General features: G+C 62.0%; 16 protein-coding genes. 5 read left to right on the top strand and 11 right to left on the bottom strand.

All coding sequences use genetic code 11. From position 1 onward, the window contains the following. Positions 1–8 precede the first annotated feature (8 nt). From BLQ41_RS19470 to BLQ41_RS19450, 5 genes are all read left to right on the top strand, one after another. Entirely contained in the window at positions 9–671 is a 663-nt protein-coding gene (locus tag BLQ41_RS19470) for a flavin reductase family protein (protein WP_090183379.1), read from the top strand. Positions 672–753: 82 nt separating this feature from the next. Continuing rightward, a complete protein-coding gene (locus BLQ41_RS19465) occupies positions 754–1,518 on the top strand; it encodes a COG4705 family protein (protein WP_090183378.1) in 765 nt (254 codons plus the stop codon). A 27-nt stretch (positions 1,519–1,545) separates the two neighbouring features. Next, the gene (locus BLQ41_RS19460; protein ID WP_090183376.1) at positions 1,546–1,983 is read left to right on the top strand and encodes a hypothetical protein; all 438 of its coding nucleotides are present in this window, start codon (positions 1,546–1,548) and stop codon (positions 1,981–1,983) included. Between the two features lie 103 nt (positions 1,984–2,086). After that, positions 2,087–2,752 (top strand): response regulator, encoded by a 666-nt coding sequence (locus tag BLQ41_RS19455; RefSeq protein ID WP_090183375.1) that lies wholly within the window; start codon positions 2,087–2,089, stop codon positions 2,750–2,752. Next, positions 2,728–4,080 (top strand): ATP-binding protein, encoded by a 1,353-nt coding sequence (locus BLQ41_RS19450; RefSeq protein ID WP_090183373.1) that lies wholly within the window; start codon positions 2,728–2,730, stop codon positions 4,078–4,080. The genes BLQ41_RS19455 and BLQ41_RS19450 overlap by 25 nt, the downstream gene beginning before the upstream one ends. Positions 4,081–4,176: 96 nt before the next feature. Here BLQ41_RS19450 and BLQ41_RS19445 read toward each other — a convergent pair whose 3' ends face one another. The 11 genes from BLQ41_RS19445 to BLQ41_RS19395 form a co-directional block, all read right to left on the bottom strand. Continuing rightward, the gene (locus BLQ41_RS19445; protein ID WP_090183372.1) at positions 4,177–4,836 is read right to left on the bottom strand and encodes a DUF799 domain-containing protein; all 660 of its coding nucleotides are present in this window, start codon (positions 4,834–4,836) and stop codon (positions 4,177–4,179) included. Next, positions 4,833–5,204 (bottom strand): DUF4810 domain-containing protein, encoded by a 372-nt coding sequence (locus tag BLQ41_RS19440; RefSeq protein ID WP_197678894.1) that lies wholly within the window; start codon positions 5,202–5,204, stop codon positions 4,833–4,835. The genes BLQ41_RS19445 and BLQ41_RS19440 overlap by 4 nt, the downstream gene beginning before the upstream one ends. A 31-nt stretch (positions 5,205–5,235) precedes the next feature. Then, positions 5,236–5,910: a CsgG/HfaB family protein gene (locus BLQ41_RS19435; RefSeq protein ID WP_167360545.1), complete on the bottom strand. Its 675-nt coding sequence runs from the start codon at positions 5,908–5,910 to the stop codon at positions 5,236–5,238. Between the two features lie 332 nt (positions 5,911–6,242). Continuing rightward, a complete protein-coding gene (locus tag BLQ41_RS19430; RefSeq protein WP_197678893.1) occupies positions 6,243–9,341 on the bottom strand; it encodes an error-prone DNA polymerase in 3,099 nt (1,032 codons plus the stop codon). Then, positions 9,317–10,732, bottom strand: a complete 1,416-nt coding sequence (locus tag BLQ41_RS19425; RefSeq protein WP_090183367.1) for a Y-family DNA polymerase — start codon at positions 10,730–10,732, stop codon at positions 9,317–9,319. Before BLQ41_RS19425 ends, BLQ41_RS19430 begins: the two co-directional genes overlap by 25 nt. Positions 10,733–10,739: 7 nt before the next feature. Further along, on the bottom strand, positions 10,740–11,357 hold the full coding sequence (gene imuA, locus BLQ41_RS19420; RefSeq protein WP_090183365.1) for a translesion DNA synthesis-associated protein ImuA: 618 nt from the start codon (positions 11,355–11,357) through the stop codon (positions 10,740–10,742). After that, complete coding sequence (gene lexA / locus BLQ41_RS19415; protein WP_090183363.1) at positions 11,357–11,974, bottom strand: transcriptional repressor LexA; 618 nt, start codon at positions 11,972–11,974, stop codon at positions 11,357–11,359. The genes imuA and lexA overlap by 1 nt, the downstream gene beginning before the upstream one ends. Before the next feature lie 207 nt (positions 11,975–12,181). Further along, positions 12,182–12,457: a DUF971 domain-containing protein gene (locus BLQ41_RS19410; RefSeq protein ID WP_090183362.1), complete on the bottom strand. Its 276-nt coding sequence runs from the start codon at positions 12,455–12,457 to the stop codon at positions 12,182–12,184. Then, positions 12,454–13,416 (bottom strand): HEAT repeat domain-containing protein, encoded by a 963-nt coding sequence (locus tag BLQ41_RS19405; protein WP_090183360.1) that lies wholly within the window; start codon positions 13,414–13,416, stop codon positions 12,454–12,456. Before BLQ41_RS19405 ends, BLQ41_RS19410 begins: the two co-directional genes overlap by 4 nt. Continuing rightward, on the bottom strand, positions 13,413–14,261 hold the full coding sequence (locus BLQ41_RS19400) for an ABC transporter ATP-binding protein (protein ID WP_090183358.1): 849 nt from the start codon (positions 14,259–14,261) through the stop codon (positions 13,413–13,415). The genes BLQ41_RS19405 and BLQ41_RS19400 overlap by 4 nt, the downstream gene beginning before the upstream one ends. Then, entirely contained in the window at positions 14,261–15,043 is a 783-nt protein-coding gene (locus BLQ41_RS19395) for an ABC transporter permease (RefSeq protein ID WP_090183357.1), read from the bottom strand. Before BLQ41_RS19395 ends, BLQ41_RS19400 begins: the two co-directional genes overlap by 1 nt. Positions 15,044–15,097 lie beyond the last annotated feature (54 nt).

Genomic DNA, 15,097 nt, shown 5'->3' with positions numbered 1-15,097 from the left:
GTCTGCCTATGCAAAGCTTCGACTTCAGCACCCTGAGTGCCCGAGACAAATACAAGATCCTGATCGGCAGCGTGGTGCCACGCCCCATCGCGCTGGTCACCACGATTGATGGCGAAGGCCGGATCAATGCCGCGCCGTTCAGCTTTTTCAATGCACTGTCCGCCGACCCGCCGATCCTCGCGCTGGGCGTGGAAAACTACGGCGATCAAAGCCCCAAGGACACCACGCGCAACATCCAGCTCAACCAGGAATTCACCGTCAACATCGTCAGCGACGCGCTGGTCGAGGCGATGAATGTCTGCGCCGTGCCCTTCGCGCCCGGCTTCGATGAATTGACGGCGGCCGGACTGACGGCGATCCCCGGCACCACGGTCAAATGCCCGCGTATCGGTGAAGCGCCAGTGGCGCTGGAATGCCGACGCATGATGGCGCTGTCCATCGGCCAGTCGCGGGAAATCATCTTCGGGGAAGTGTTGATGGCCCATGTGCGCGACGAATTGATCGATCCGAAAACCCTGTACATCGATCAACTCGGGCTGGATGCGATCGGGCGCATGGGTGGCCATGGTTACGCGCGAACCCGCGATTATTTTGATCTGCCGACGCGCTCATTGCAGGCCTGGACGGAGGCGCCAGGCGGCGGGGAGCGCTTTTGGCCGACCATCAAATAGACCCCCTCAGTCTCAGCTAAGTCTGGCGACGTATCTTCTCCCCTACGCAAGTTCAGCGCAGATCAGGAGAGGCGACCCGCCCATGACTTTCGATAAAGCCGGATGGCTCAACAAAGTGCCCGAGGTGACGCTGTCATTCTGGGTGATCAAGATTCTTTCGACGACGGTAGGTGAAACCGGCGCGGACTTTCTGGCCGTGGATGCCGGTTTTGGCGCGGGCTGGACGAGCATCGGCATGGCCGTCCTGCTCGCGCTCGCGTTGTGTTTTCAACTGCGTACCAAGGCCTATACACCCTGGATCTACTGGCTGACCGTGGTGCTGGTCAGCATCGTCGGGACGCAGATCACCGACATCATGACCGACATGCTCGACATCAGCCTGTACACCAGCACGGCAGTCTTTGCCGTTCTGCTGGCGGTCAACTTTCTCGTCTGGTATCGGGTGGAGCACAACCTGTCGATCCGCGAAATCGTCACCCCGCGACGGGAGCTTTTCTACTGGGCCACGGTGCTTTGTACCTTTGCCCTCGGCACCGCAGCGGGTGACCTGGCCACCGAAGCCCTGGGCCTGGGCTTCACCCTTGGCGTGGTGATTTTCGGTGCACTTATCGCCGCGACGCTGGTGGCTTGGCGCTTGGGCGGCAATGTGGTGCTGACGTTTTGGCTGGCCTACATCCTGACCCGTCCATTCGGCGCTTCTCTCGGCGATTTGCTGACCCAGGCCAAGACCTATGGGGGCCTCGGCATGGGAGCGACCTGGACGAGCGCCATCTTCCTGTGCGTCATTTTTCTTTTGGTCGCGGTTGCGCAATTCAACGTGGTCAACCGTAAAACCGTCACTCAGTAACCTTTCAAAACCCTTTAAGGATTTGTCATGCGTCCACTTCAAAATGCCCTTCGCCACGTCGCCATCGTTTCATCGATCGTGTTACTCAGCGTCACCGCTGGTTGCTCCAAACCTGCCGACAAGCCCGGTGCAGCCACACCGACCACGTCGGTAAGTGCCGCTGCCCAGACCGGTTCAAAACTGGGTGATTTGTCTGAGTTCCGAGCCATCGCTGCGGATGTCGCCGCGCTTGTCGATAAAAACGACCTGCCCGGCGCGAAAACCCGCATCAAGGATCTGGAAACGTCTTGGGACTCCGCCGAAGCCGGCATCAAACCCCGTGCCGCCAGTGACTGGCATGTGCTGGACAAAGCCATTGACCGGGCACTCGACGCCCTGCGCGCCAGCACGCCAAAGCAGAGCGATTGCAAGGCAACGATGGATGAGCTGTTGAAAGCCTTCGACTCGATGAAAGGCACACAGTGACCAACAGCGCACAGGGTTAATCCGGTGGCGGACAAACACCGGCTCAGGTGCTTCAATACAGGCGCGACGGTCATGACCGTCGCGCTTTTTTTCGGAGCCGTACATGCGAATCCTGCTGGTCGAAGATGACTCAATGATTGGTGATGCCATTCAGGGCGCGCTGAACGATGCGAGCTATGCCACCGATTGGGTCAGAAACGGACTCATCGCCCTGGCAGCCCTGGAGACCCATGTCTATGACCTGGTGTTGTTGGATCTCGGATTGCCCGGCAAGGACGGGCTCGATGTGCTCGATGGCATACGCGCCCGCAACAATCCGGTGCCGCTGCTGATCATTACCGCGAGGGACAGCCTCGATGATCGCCTGCGCGGGCTCGACGGCGGTGCCGACGATTACTTGCTCAAACCTTTCGCCATGGCGGAGCTGCTAGCCCGTATCCGCGCGGTGTTACGCCGTAAAGGCGGCAGCGCCCAGTCACGACTCGATAATGGCGTGGTGTCGCTGGATCTTCTCACCAAACAAGCCAGCACCGCCGACATTGCCGACGTTCAGCTTTCCAACCGTGAGTTCGCCCTGCTACAGGCCCTGTTGATCCGGCCGGGCACCATTCTCTCGCGCAGCGAACTTGAAGAGCGGATTTACGGCTGGGGCAATGAGGTGGAAAGCAACGCCGTGGAGTTTCTGATTCATGCTCTGCGGCGAAAACTGGGAAACCACATCATCAAGAATGTCAGGGGTATGGGATGGATGGTTTCAAAGAACGCTTGAATGACTCGGTGCAGGTACGTTTGTCTGTAACGCTGTCGCTGGCCATCCTGATCGTGGCGGCACTGGCTGGTTTTTTCGCTTTTTTTTCTGCGATCAACGAGACCCACGAAATGCAGGACGAGACCCTGCGCCAAGTGGCCATTCTTTTTGATCGGCAAAGGATGACCTTGCACTACCCGGTGGTGGAGCAGGTCGCTGGCGACGACGAAGAGTCGCGGGTGATCGTGCAATACCTGGCCGACAGCACCAAAGCGAACGGCAGTGGTGACGCCACAACGCCGCTGCCCTTCCCGACCGGTCTGGCCGATGGCTTTTCGACGTTGAGCGTTGCCGGCGAAAATTTCCGCGTGCTGGTGAGAACAACGGCCAGCGGCGAACGCATCGTTGTCGCTCAAGAAGCAGACGTGCGCGAAAAAGAGGCGCGAAAGAGCGCCTGGCGGAGTCTGTTGCCGTTTCTCATTCTGTTTCCCGTGCTGTTGCTGGTGGTGAGCGATCTGGTGCGCAAACTGTTCCGGCCCATAGCGACCCTTTCGGAGGAAATCGATCAGCGCGACGAACAGGCGCTCCACCCTATCGACGAGAACCACCTGCCAACCGAGATCCGGCCTTTCGTCGTGGCCATCAATCGATTGTTGACGCGTGTCGCGCAATCCATGGAAACCCAGCGGCGCTTCATTGCCGACGCAGCCCACGAACTGCGTTCGCCGATGACCGCCCTGTCGCTACAAGCCGAGCGACTGTCGGCCATAGAAATGTCGGCAGCGGCCCATCAACGCTTGTTGCCATTGACCCAGGGCATTGAACGCAGCAGAAAACTGATCGATCAATTACTGGCCCTGGCGACCGCACAATCGAGCGCCGAGCGATCGCAGGGATCCGTTTCAGTGCATGACATCTATCGGCGGGTACTGGAAGACTTGCTGCCGCTGGCAGAACGCCGAAATATCGATATCGGTGTCGAAAGCTTCGACGACGTACAGGTCGTGGGCAACGAGATGGACCTTCTGATTCTGGTCAGGAATCTGGTGGACAACGCGATCCGTTATACCCCTGAGGGTGGGCGAGTTGACCTGGCGGTCGAATTGGCGGGTGAATCCGTGATCCTTGAAATCAAGGACTCAGGCCCGGGGATCAGCGCAGAAGAGCAATTGCTGGTGTTCGATCCGTTTTACCGCAGTCTGGGAACCGATGAAGCAGGCTCCGGGCTGGGTTTGGCGATCGTCAAAGCCATCGCTGACCGCATGGGAGCACATCTGCGATTGAGTTTTTCGGATGAAAATAACAAAAGCGGATTGTGTGTTTCGGTCTGGTTGAGAAGAGCCAGCTGATTCGCTGAAGGTGGATTGGTCCGCCCCTTGCCGAGCGTGGACGGGCCAACGCCAGCAAGCTCCCTTGTCACGGGAGCTTGCTTGAACCGACGGGTATCAGTCAGTGCCGTATTTCGGCGAACGCGGCCCGTACAGCAACCCTGCCGGTTGACCTGCCGACAACAGCCGCGCACTGGTCACACCGGCAATCGGGTAACCGGCATCGGTGGAGCTGTTGATCACCTGCTTGACCGCCGCAGTAATCAGCGCGCCGATCAAACCACCGCCGCTGTTGTTGTTGCCCTCTTCGCTCGACGCCCGAGCGGAGCCGGTCCACAGGGTGGTGCCGGTCTTGAGATCAACCAGTTTCGCGGTGGCGGTTACCACGGTTTCGCTGCTGATGATCAAGTAGCGCGTACCGTAATCCGTCACAGTGATGTAGAGCGCTGCATCGGCACCGAAGATTTCCTGCAGTTTGTTGGCCGGTGCCTGATGGATATCGGCCGGCGTGGTCAGACCGTTCTGGCGAAATGTCTCATCGACCAACGTGATCGGCAGCACGTAGTAACCGGCTTCAGCCAACGGGAAGGTGACTTGCGACAGCATGCTGTAGGACGCCTTGACGTCCGGTGAGTTGTTCAGCGGTGGCAGTACCAGAATGGTTTTCGGACGGGCCTGCTTGTAAGCCGCATAGTCCACGGTCTTGGGGCTGACACAACCGCCAAGCAGTGCCAGAGCCAGCAGCCCGGCCATCAGTTTCACTGAGCGCGCGATCATTGGGTGTCTCCGGTCTTGGCGTTTTTAAGCAGAAAATCCATGTACGGCGTCGACTCGGGGAACAATGTCTTCTCGGTTCTGAATTGCTGCACCATCTGATCGTCCTTGCCCATGCTCAGGTACAACAGGCCCAGGTGAGCGTGGTAGCCAGGAGGCGGCGTCTTGCCGGTGGAGCGGATCTTCTGCAGATCGCGCTCCAGCGCTTCGGCCTGCGCTTCCTTGGGTTGCTCACCCTTGAAGTACTCATAGACCTCAGGCTGGTAGCTTTCCCACTGGTAAAGGGTTTTCGGGCTGCTGCAACCGGCCAACAGGCCGCTGGCCAGTAATGTCGACGCCATTAGCGCCCATTTCGCATACATCTTGAACATGTGCGTACCGCTCCTTGTCATCAAACCTTGATCAGTTGCCCGGTTTCCATGCACCGGCGTTCATGCCATCCACCAGGCGATTGATCGCCTCGCGCATGGCCAGGTCGAGCACCTTGCCGTTGAGGGTCGAATCGTAGGCAGCAGTACCGCCAAAGCCGATGATTTCGCGGTTGGACAAGGCGTATTCACCCGCGCCCTGGGTGGAATACACCACTTCGGACGTGCTGATGTTAACGATGTTCAGGTTGACCTTGGCGTAGGCCACCTGAGTCTTGCCGCGACCGAGAATGCCGAACAACTGGTGATCGCCGGTCTCTTTGCGGCCGAACTCGGTGACGTCGCCGGTCACCACAAAATCAGCGCCCTTGAGTCGCTGGGACTGGCCCTTGATCGCGGCTTCCTGCTGGATCTCGCCCATGTTGTCGCGGTCCAGCACGCTGAAGCGATTGGTCTGCTGCAAGTGGGTGATCAGGATGGTCTTGGCCTGACCGCCGAGGCGATCCACGCCGTCGGAGAAGATCCCGCGCATGTAGCTCGAGCGGTTATCGAACTTGCCGACAGCCATCGGCACACGAACACCGGCATACGCCACGCTGGCGCTTTCGACTTTGGCAATCGGCAAGGCTTGCGAGCTTTCGGTCGCGCAGCCGGCCATGCTGCCCAAGAGGGCAATCGCTGCCGCCGATACCAACACTCGAGAGATCATTCTCACTGCACATTCCTTTAGAAAAAAACGGTTTATCCCGGCGCGACAATAGCCAGCCACTGCGGGTTGCAGCGGCGAAAAAGCGAAGGGGAAATCAAATCGATGATCGACGTGCGGGACGTCGGCGGCCGGCATTATGCCAAAGTGCCATCATTGAGGACAGTGTTTAATTTTTTCTGGCGCCAGTAGATTGGCAACCACCTGCACTCGTAGGAGCTGTCGAGTGAAACGAGGCTTCGATCTTTTGACTTTGATGTTTAAAAGCAAGATCAAAAGATCGCAGCCTCGTTTCACTCGACAGCTCCTACACAGCTCCTACACAGCTCCCACATTTAGTGGAAGTCGCGGCTGCGCACGCTGATGCCATCGAGCAGAGGACTCAGGTCGCTCAAGCGCCCGGCGATGAGGTGGCGCACTTCGCCTTCCTTTTCCCAGCGGCCATCGACCTTGAGCAGTTGCGAGCCGACCAGCACCTTGCGCTGCCGTTCTGCCAGGTCACGCCAGACAATGACGTTGACGTTGCCGAACTCATCTTCAAGGGTGACGAACGTCACGCCGCTGGCGGTGCCCGGCCGTTGTCGCCCGGTGACCAGCCCGGCGACGCTCACCGGGCGCCCGTGCTCGACCTCCATCAGTTCTTTCGAACTGCGGCAACGCCTGGCTTTCAATTCACCGCGCAGCAAGGCCAGCGGATGCGGGCCGAGGGTGGTGCCGACACTGTTGTAATCGGCCAGCAGGTCCTCGCCCACAGTGGGTTTGGGCAGCGACACCGCGTCCTCTTCCTGACTCGGCAGGCCGGCGAACAAGCCCAGTTGCTTGTGCACCCCCGCCACTTCCCAGCGCGCCCGATGGCGGTCACCGGCCAGGCCGCGCAGCGCACCGGCATCGGCCAGTTGCTCCTGGGCACGGGCATCGAGTTGCGCCCGTTCGCCCAAGTCGGCGATGTCGACAAATATCCCCTTCGCCCTCGCCGCTTCGATGCGCCGGGCATCGTCCTCGCGAAAGCCCTTGATCATCCGCAGCCCCATGCGAATCGCCGGCTGCGCGCCGCTGATCGGTTCCAGACTGCAATCCCAGTCACTGGCGCGCACGTCCACCGGGCGGATCTGCAAATGATGCCGGCGCGCGTCCTGCAGGATCTGGTCCGGGCTGTAGAACCCCATCGGCCAGCTGTTGATCAGCGCACAGGCGAAGGCCGCCGGTTCGTGGCATTTCAGCCAGCAACTGGCGTAGGTCAGCAAGGCGAAACTGGCGGCGTGGGACTCAGGAAAACCGTAGCTGCCAAAGCCTTTGATCTGTTCGAAGATCTGTGCGGCGAACTCCGGGGTGTAGCCATTTTTCTTCATGCCGGCGGCCAGGCGGTCCTTGTGCGGCTCCAATCCACCGTGACGCTTCCAGGCCGCCATGGAACGGCGTAACTGATCGGCCTCGCCGGGGCTGTAGTCGGCGGCGACAATCGCAATCTGCATCACTTGTTCCTGGAACAGCGGCACGCCCAAGGTACGTTTGAGCACGACTTCCAGGGCCGGAGACGGGTAAACCTCGGGTTCTTGCTTGTTTCGCCGGCGCAGGTACGGATGCACCATTCCGCCCTGAATCGGCCCCGGACGGACGATGGCCACCTCGATCACCAGATCGTAAAACGTGCGCGGCTTGAGTCTGGGCAGCATCGACATCTGCGCCCGGGATTCGATCTGGAACACGCCGATGGTGTCGGCACGGCCGATCATGTCGTAGGTATCCGGGTCTTCGGACGGAATCGTTGCCAGGCTCAGGTCGAGATGGCGATGACGGCGCAGCAGATCAAAGCAACGACGAATCGCGCTGAGCATGCCCAGTGCCAGAATATCCACCTTGAGCAGTCCCACCGCATCCAGATCGTCCTTGTCCCACTGAATGATGGTGCGTTCGGCCATGGCGGCGTTTTCCACCGGCACCAGGCTGTCCAGCGGCTGCTCGGAAATCACGAAGCCGCCGGGGTGCTGGGACAGGTGCCGGGGAAAACCGATCAGTTGCCCCGTCAGGCTCAGCACCCGACGCAGCACCGGGCTCTCGGGGTCGAAACCGCCCTCGACCAGGCGCTCCACCGGCGGCGTTGCATCACTCCAGTGACCGCAGCAATCGGCCAGCGCATTGATCTGGTCCGGCGGCAAACCCAAGGCCTTGGCCACGTCACGCACCGCGCCGGCCGCGTGATACGTGCTGACCACCGCCGTCAGCGCCGCGCGGGTTCGGCCATAGCGCTGGAACACGTACTGCAAGACTTCCTCGCGGCGTTCATGTTCGAAATCGACGTCGATGTCCGGCGGCTCGTTGCGCTCTTTGGAGAGAAAACGTTCGAACAGCAGCGTGGTGCGATCCGGATCGATTTCCGTGATGCCCAAGGCAAAACACACCGCCGAGTTGGCCGCTGAACCACGGCCCTGACACAGGATGTGTTGCTCACGGGCAAATCGCACAATGTCATGCACGGTCAGGAAGTAGCTTTCATAGCCCAGCTCGGCGATCAGTTGCAGTTCCTTGTCGATCTGCACCAGCACCTTGGCTTGCGGGCCTTTTGGCCAGCGCCACGCAATCCCCTCGTCAGTCAGATGGCGCAGCCAGGACGTGGCCGTCTGGCCTTGCGGCACCAGTTCGCGGGGATATTGATAACGCAACTGGCCGAGGTCGAACGTGCAGCGCCGGGCGATGGTCAAGGTTTCAGCGAGCAGCGTGGGCGGATAAATCGATTGCAGCGCCTCAAGGCTGCGCACATGCCGCTCGCCATTGGGATGAAGACGCAACCCGGCCTCGGCCACCGGCAGGTGATGGCGGATCGCGGTCATGGTGTCCTGCAAGGCGCGTCGGCCACGGGTGTGCATGTGCACATCGCCGCTGGCTACTGCTGGAATCCGCAGTTCCCTGGCCAGGGTCAGCAAAGCGTCCAGTCGCCCGCGGTCGTCCTGGCCGTGATGCAACTGCACCGCCAGCCACAAGCGCTCGGCGAAAGCCTGTTTCAACCAGTGGCCGCTTGCAAAATCATCGACAGCGTCCGGCACCCACAACGCCAGCAGTCCTGCCATGGGTTCGTTGAAGTCTTCGCGCAGGACCTGATACTGGCCTTTTTGCGTGCGCCGCCGCGCTCGGGTAATCAGCCGACACAGGGTCTGGTAACCCTCGAGGTTCTCCACCAGCAGCACCAGTTTCGGACCGTCCTCGATGCGTATTTCGCTGCCGATGATCAGTGGCAGCTCCACCGACTTTGCGGCTTGCCAGGCACGGACGATGCCGGCCAGGGTGCATTCATCGGTGATCGCCAGCGCGTGATAGCCGTGCTGTTTTGCCCGTTGAAACAGTTCCAGGGCACTGGAAGCACCGCGCTGGAAACTGAAGTTCGACAGGCAGTGCAACTCGGCATAGCCGATGCTCATGCGAACCAGCCTTGCAGCCACAGCGGACCGCCCTCACCCACCGCACGATAGGCCCAGCCCTGCTGGCCGGAACGGGTTTCGACCAGGTAGTAGTCGCGACGCACATCATCGCCGTCCCACCAGCCGGATTCGATGCGCTCCGGCCCCATGAGAATGCGCGCCGACCCTTCGTGGATCGCCAGTGGCTGCGTCAGCAACCAGCCCGGACGCTGCACACCCGCCAACCCCGCACAGAGCTGATTGTCGACCCGCGCCTGCCACGCGCACTCGGGCCGGTGGTCGGCCTGGAAGCGCAAGCCATGCACCGCTTCATCCCCGAGCCGCGCGCGCAAGCGTTCACGCAGTTGCTCCCAGGGCAAGGACTGCTGCGGGCGGTCGTCGAACAGTTCCTGACGCTGCGGGACAAAGCTTGGCAGGTCCTCGGCGCGCAGCCGAAAACCGCGTACCGGGGCTTCGACTTGAACCTGCTCCAGTCGTCCCCGGGCCAGTTCGAAGAGCATCGCCGGGTCACGCTCGGCGCTGAGCAGGCCGACCTTGATCACTGTGTCCGGCAGGCCTGCGTGTTCAAGATGCAGGTCGAACCGTTGCACGCCGCTGTCCCGGCCACAGAGGAAGGCCGACAGATCGCCCGCCAACCGGCGTAATGGAAACAGCAGCGCCTGATGCGATTGCACGTCGAAATTGAGTTCGATGCGCACATCAAAACGGTCCGGCGGCAGGTAGAACGCCAGCGCCAGCCGACGCTCACCGAACAAGGCGTCCAGGTGCTTGAGCACCTGAGCCTCGAAACGCCGCGCCAGGCTATGACGCGGCAACGCCTGCACCTGGCCCAGGGTGCGCAGCCCCATGCGTGACAACGCCGTGGCCACCGCTGGCTCCAGAGCAATCCGGTCGACCGGCAACTGCCCGAGATGGTGTTGCAAGGCCTCGTTGTCCGGCACCACCAGACCGTCATAAGCGTTGGCCAATACCCGCGCCGCCACCGGGTTGGGCGCGGCGACGATCCGATGACGAAAGCCCAGCTCGCCGAGTTCGGTCCGCAATCGTGCCTCGAACTGCGGCCAGGACCCGAACAGTCCCAAGCTGGATTCGATTTCAAACACCACGGCACGCGGGTAATGGACGCTGACCTGCGAGCTGAAACGATAGGCCCACGCCGCCAGAAACTGTTGCCAGTGCTCGATCTCGGCGACGTCGTATTCAGCCGTGGCAAAGGCTTTGCTCAAGGCTTGCGCGGCGGTCATCGACTGCCCCGCACGCAAACCCAGCGCCCGCGCCGAAGCGTTCACCGCTTGCAGCACCCGACGCTGGGCCGGGCCGGTCAGCAGCGCCAGTGGCTCATCGGGATCGGGACGCTGACGCAGCACCGCGTCCAGCGCCAATTGCGGAAAAAGAATGCACACCCAGCGCATGGCAACCTCAATGCCCCACGGGGAAGGCAATCGGTGCCGAACGCGCCAATCCGCCCCGGCACTTGAGCACGCGCAACTGCGCGGGCCTGGCATCGATGGCGATGCGCAGCGCAGCTGGTGACGGGTTGATCGCTTCATGGATCGAGCGATAGGCGAACGCCAGGGTCGAACCGGTTTCCGCCGCCACCTGCAAACGGCGCAACGCCCGGTCATCGGCCTTGTGCGGCCAGCACAGCACCGCGCCGCAACTGCCCGAACGCAGGCATTGTTCCGCCGCCCACAGGGCATCGCGTTCGCTGGCCTGGATGATCGACAACTGGCGCAGATCGACCCCGGCGTTCTGCCAGGCCTGCGGATAGGGTACGTAAGGCGGCGCCACCAGCACGATGCGTTCACCCGCCGCCGACAGGCGCGCCAGCGCTGGCCACACCAGTTGCAGCTCGCCAACGCCCTGCCCGGCCAGGAGGATTTCAGTCAGCGCCGCTTCCGGCCATCCGCCGGTGGGCAACGCCGCGTCCAGCGCGGCATGCCCGGTGGGTTGCGGGCTGACCGCTGGTGGCGCAGGCCGGCCCTTCCAGACCTGGCCGCCATTGAACAGCGTATCCAACGCAACGACGGCGCCCATCACCCTTGCCTCACCAGACCGCAGAACACTCCTTCGATGGCCAGGTCCTGATTAGCCTCGACGATGATCGGCTGGTAGGCCGGGTTGCGTGGCAGTAACCGGACCACGTCGCCGTTGCGCTCGAAACGCTTGATGGTGACTTCGCCGTCGAGCCGCGCCACGACGATCTGGCCGTTGAGCGCCTCGGGATTGCGGTGCACACCCACCAGGTCGCCGTCGAGAATGCCGTCCTCGATCATCGAGTCGCCTTGCACCCGCAGCATGTAATCGGGCACCCGCGAGAAGATCGACGGGTCCAGCAGCAAGCGGCTGTGCACCTCGGCATCGGCGCCGATGGGTGCACCCGCCGCCACCCGACCGAGAACCGGGACGTCCAGCAGCTCGGGCCGCGCGGGCTGCCCGAGCAAACGGATGCCCCGGGCCTGATGCGCATTGACCTCGATGAAACCGGCCTCGGTCAGCGCCAGCACATGCTTGCGCGCCACGCTGCGAGAGGCAAAACCGAACGCCTCGCTGATTTCAGCGAGGCTGGGGGACTGACCGTGCTCCGCGATTCGATCACGGATAAAAGTCAGGATGGCGGTACGGCGGGGAGTTAAAGTCGTCATGGAGTACATTTGTACTCTTTCGGCTTTTTCCTGACAAGGACTTGCAGACGACGTGCAGGTGTAGAAGCTGTGTAGGAGCTGGTAGGAGCTGTGTAGGAGCTGTCGAGTGAAACGAGGCTGCGATCTTTTGACTTTGATGTTTAAAAGCAAGATCAAAAGATCGCAGCCTCGTTTCACTCGACAGCTCCTACGGAGGATCAGGTCAAGTCACAGGGATCAGGTTAGGTCAGCCAGGTAGGGCCATGGGTAGATGCCGCGCTCATGGCCGTCGCTGAAGATCAGTTGCAGGCCGTAGCCCTGTTGGTTGAGTTCAATCACGCGGATGCGCTCGTCGACTTTTACCGTCAGCCCTTGCAGCCGAAACGCCCGGCACTGCGAGCACGGGCACTGACGTCGCAACTCAACATGATCCAGCCACTGTTCTCGCCCATCCGGCCAGCTCAATCGCAGCTGCTGCTTGCTTTGGGAGTTGCCCACCGCTACCGGGTTCATTGCAGTTGACTCAACGCGATGCGCACGGCTTTGCGCACTTCCGGGTCGCCGTCGTCTTGCGCGGCCTGCAAGGGCGCGATGGCGCCTTTATCGTTCAATTCGCCAAGGGCCAACGCAGCTTCCTTGCGCAGGTTGCTGATGCGATGGCCGAGGGTGTCGATCAGCGCGTCGAGCGCCGGGATGTAGCGCAAACGACCGAGGCTGCGAGTGGCGCGCAGGCGGACTTGCCAGTAATCGTCGCTCAAGGCTTCGACCAGGGCGGGACCGGCGTCAGCATGGCCGACTTTGCCCAGGGTGGTGGCGGCTTCTTCGCGCACTTGCCAGGCCGGGTCCTGCAACGCCTGGCGCAACGCCGGCAGCACTTGAGCGTCGGACGCCAGGCCCAAGGCCCCGGTGGCGGCGCGGCGGACTTCGGTGTCCGGATCGTCGCCGGCCAGTTTGGCCAGGGCCGGCAAGGCATCAAGCTGCTTGAGCCAGCCGAGTACGCCCACGGCTTCGCGACGGACGCTGGCGTTTTCATCGTTCAGTGCCGCTGCAGCAGCGCCCGCGGCATCGGGGAAGCGCAGTTCGCGTAGCGCCCGGAACGCGGCGATGCGCACGTTGACCTCGGCATGCCCGGTCCACGGCAGAACCACCCTGCCCGCCGCCTCGCTCTTGAGCAGGCTCAGGCTTTGCGCGGCGGCCGCTTGCACGGCCAAGGAGGGATCGGTCAGGGCCTGGCACAGCGCCTCGACCACGGGCGTGTCTTCCCAGGCTTCAAGCAGGCGGGCGGCCTCGGCGCGGACGTCTTCGGTCGGGTCTTCAGCCAGGCGATTCACCAGCCACAGCAGACCGTCCGGTTCTTCAAGGTCGGCCAGTTCGATCAGGGCAATCCGGCGCACGCCGGGGTCGTCGTCGGTCAGGCGCGGTTGCAGGGCGAGAATGTCGTCGTTGTCGGTTACATCGAATAGAGAGGTCATAGGGCAAATCGCGGCAGTTTGTTTTCAGGAGGAAGTCCGAGAGGGTTCAGGCGTGGCAACTGCCGACCGTCTTCGTGACGCAGTAGTTCGAGGCAATGACGTTTCAAGCGGGAAAACTCATGGCGGGTCACCAATTCGGTGGTGCGTGGCCGAGGGAAGTCCAGGCGCAAGTCCTCGATGATTCGACCGGGCCGGGAACTCATGACCAACAGGCGGTCGGCGAGGAACAGCGCTTCGTCGATGTCGTGGGTGACGAACACCACGGTGGTGCGGATCCGTGTCCAGATGTCCAGCAGCAACTCCTGCATGTTCAGCCGGGTCAGCGCATCGAGGGCGCCGAAGGGCTCGTCCATCAGCAACAGGCGCGGACGGTTGACCAGCACCCGGGCGATTTCCACCCGTTGCTGCATGCCACCGGAGAGCTGATCCGGCCAGCGCTCGGCGAAGCCTTCGAGGCCCACCAGTGCGAGTATTTCGTCGGCGGCCTGGTGGCGTTCGACCTTGCCGATGCCACGCATTTTCAAGCCGAACGCCACGTTGTCGCGCACGGTTCGCCACGGGAACAGGGTGTGGTGCTGGAACACCATGCCCCGTTGCGGCGACGGGCCGCAGACATGCGCGCCATCGACTTTCAGGCTGCCGGCGCTCGGCTGCAAGTGCCCGGCCAGCGCGCCGAGCAAGGTCGATTTGCCGCAACCGGACGGCCCGAGAATGCACACGAATTGCCCCGGTTCGATCTGGCAGTCGAGGCCCTGCACGGCTTCGAAGGCGTGCTGCGCTTCGCCGAGGACGATGGACAGTTGGCGGATGTCGATCCGCCCTTCAGGGGTTTGCATCATGCTCATCAGGCTTTTCCTCGTGGTCGGTGCCACGGCGTGAACAATCCGCCGAGACGTTTGATCAGTAGGCTGCTGCCCATCCCGAGGACACCGATCAGCAACATGCCGACGACGATGTCGGCGTAGTTCTGGAGGGTGTAGGACTCCCAGGTGTAATAGCCGATGCCGTACTGGCCGGAGATCATTTCGGCGGTCACCAGGCAGAACCACGAGGTGCCCATGCCGATGGCTAGGCCCGTGATGATGCTCGGCGCGGCGCCCGGCACAATCACTTCCCACAGAATCGCCCGGCGCCCTGCCCCGAGGCTTTTCGCCGAGGCGATCAGGCGCGGGTCGACGCCTTCGACCCCGTGCACGGTGTTGAGCAGGATCGGGAACAGCGCGCCCGTGAAAGTGATGAAAACCATCGACAATTCCGAGGACGGAAACATCAGGATGGCCAGGGGAATCCAGGCGACGGCCGGAATCGGGCGCAGGACTTCCAGCGGTGGCAGCAATAAATCTTCGGCCCATTTCGAGCGACCGATGGCCAGGCCCAAAACGATGCCGATGATCATCGCCGCCAGGTAACCGGCGAAGACGCGGCCGAGGCTGCTGCTCAGGTGTTGGGCCAGCTTGCCGGAATCGCCCAGGCCCAAGGCTGCCTGGATAACCGCCAGCGGCGTTGGCACGTTGGCGAAGGTCACCAGGCCGAGGTTCCAGTGGTGGCTGGCGGCGAGTTGCCAGAATAAAAGGCAGAGCAGCAGCGAGGCGGCTCTTGGTATCCAGCGCAAATATGATCCGTACACAATTCTTCCTCTCAACCGAGATCACTGTGGGAGTGGGCTTGCCCGCGATTGCTG

Origin of the sequence: Pseudomonas arsenicoxydans, assembly GCF_900103875.1 — a bacterium.
GTDB lineage: Bacteria > Pseudomonadota > Gammaproteobacteria > Pseudomonadales > Pseudomonadaceae > Aquipseudomonas > Aquipseudomonas arsenicoxydans.
The sequence above is the reverse complement of the archived record's forward strand: the minus strand, read 5'-3'. Positions and strand labels throughout refer to the sequence as shown.

What these genes read in the sequence shown, in the direction of transcription:
- BLQ41_RS19465 (WP_090183378.1), top strand. Translation starts at nt 754, where the DNA reads ATGACTTTCGATAAAGCCGGATGGCTCAACAAAGTGCCCGAGGTGACG.
- BLQ41_RS19425 (WP_090183367.1), bottom strand. Translation starts at nt 10,732, where the DNA reads ATGCGCTGGGTGTGCATTCTTTTTCCGCAATTGGCGCTGGACGCGGTG.
- BLQ41_RS19460 (WP_090183376.1), top strand. Translation starts at nt 1,546, where the DNA reads ATGCGTCCACTTCAAAATGCCCTTCGCCACGTCGCCATCGTTTCATCG.
- lexA (WP_090183363.1), bottom strand. Translation starts at nt 11,974, where the DNA reads ATGTACTCCATGACGACTTTAACTCCCCGCCGTACCGCCATCCTGACT.
- BLQ41_RS19445 (WP_090183372.1), bottom strand. Translation starts at nt 4,836, where the DNA reads ATGATCGCGCGCTCAGTGAAACTGATGGCCGGGCTGCTGGCTCTGGCA.
- BLQ41_RS19435 (WP_167360545.1), bottom strand. Translation starts at nt 5,910, where the DNA reads ATGATCTCTCGAGTGTTGGTATCGGCGGCAGCGATTGCCCTCTTGGGC.
- BLQ41_RS19450 (WP_090183373.1), top strand. Translation starts at nt 2,728, where the DNA reads ATGGATGGTTTCAAAGAACGCTTGAATGACTCGGTGCAGGTACGTTTG.
- BLQ41_RS19410 (WP_090183362.1), bottom strand. Translation starts at nt 12,457, where the DNA reads ATGAACCCGGTAGCGGTGGGCAACTCCCAAAGCAAGCAGCAGCTGCGA.
- BLQ41_RS19405 (WP_090183360.1), bottom strand. Translation starts at nt 13,416, where the DNA reads ATGACCTCTCTATTCGATGTAACCGACAACGACGACATTCTCGCCCTG.
- imuA (WP_090183365.1), bottom strand. Translation starts at nt 11,357, where the DNA reads ATGGGCGCCGTCGTTGCGTTGGATACGCTGTTCAATGGCGGCCAGGTC.
- BLQ41_RS19470 (WP_090183379.1), top strand. Translation starts at nt 9, where the DNA reads ATGCAAAGCTTCGACTTCAGCACCCTGAGTGCCCGAGACAAATACAAG.
- BLQ41_RS19400 (WP_090183358.1), bottom strand. Translation starts at nt 14,261, where the DNA reads ATGAGCATGATGCAAACCCCTGAAGGGCGGATCGACATCCGCCAACTG.
- BLQ41_RS19440 (WP_197678894.1), bottom strand. Translation starts at nt 5,204, where the DNA reads ATGTTCAAGATGTATGCGAAATGGGCGCTAATGGCGTCGACATTACTG.
- BLQ41_RS19455 (WP_090183375.1), top strand. Translation starts at nt 2,087, where the DNA reads ATGCGAATCCTGCTGGTCGAAGATGACTCAATGATTGGTGATGCCATT.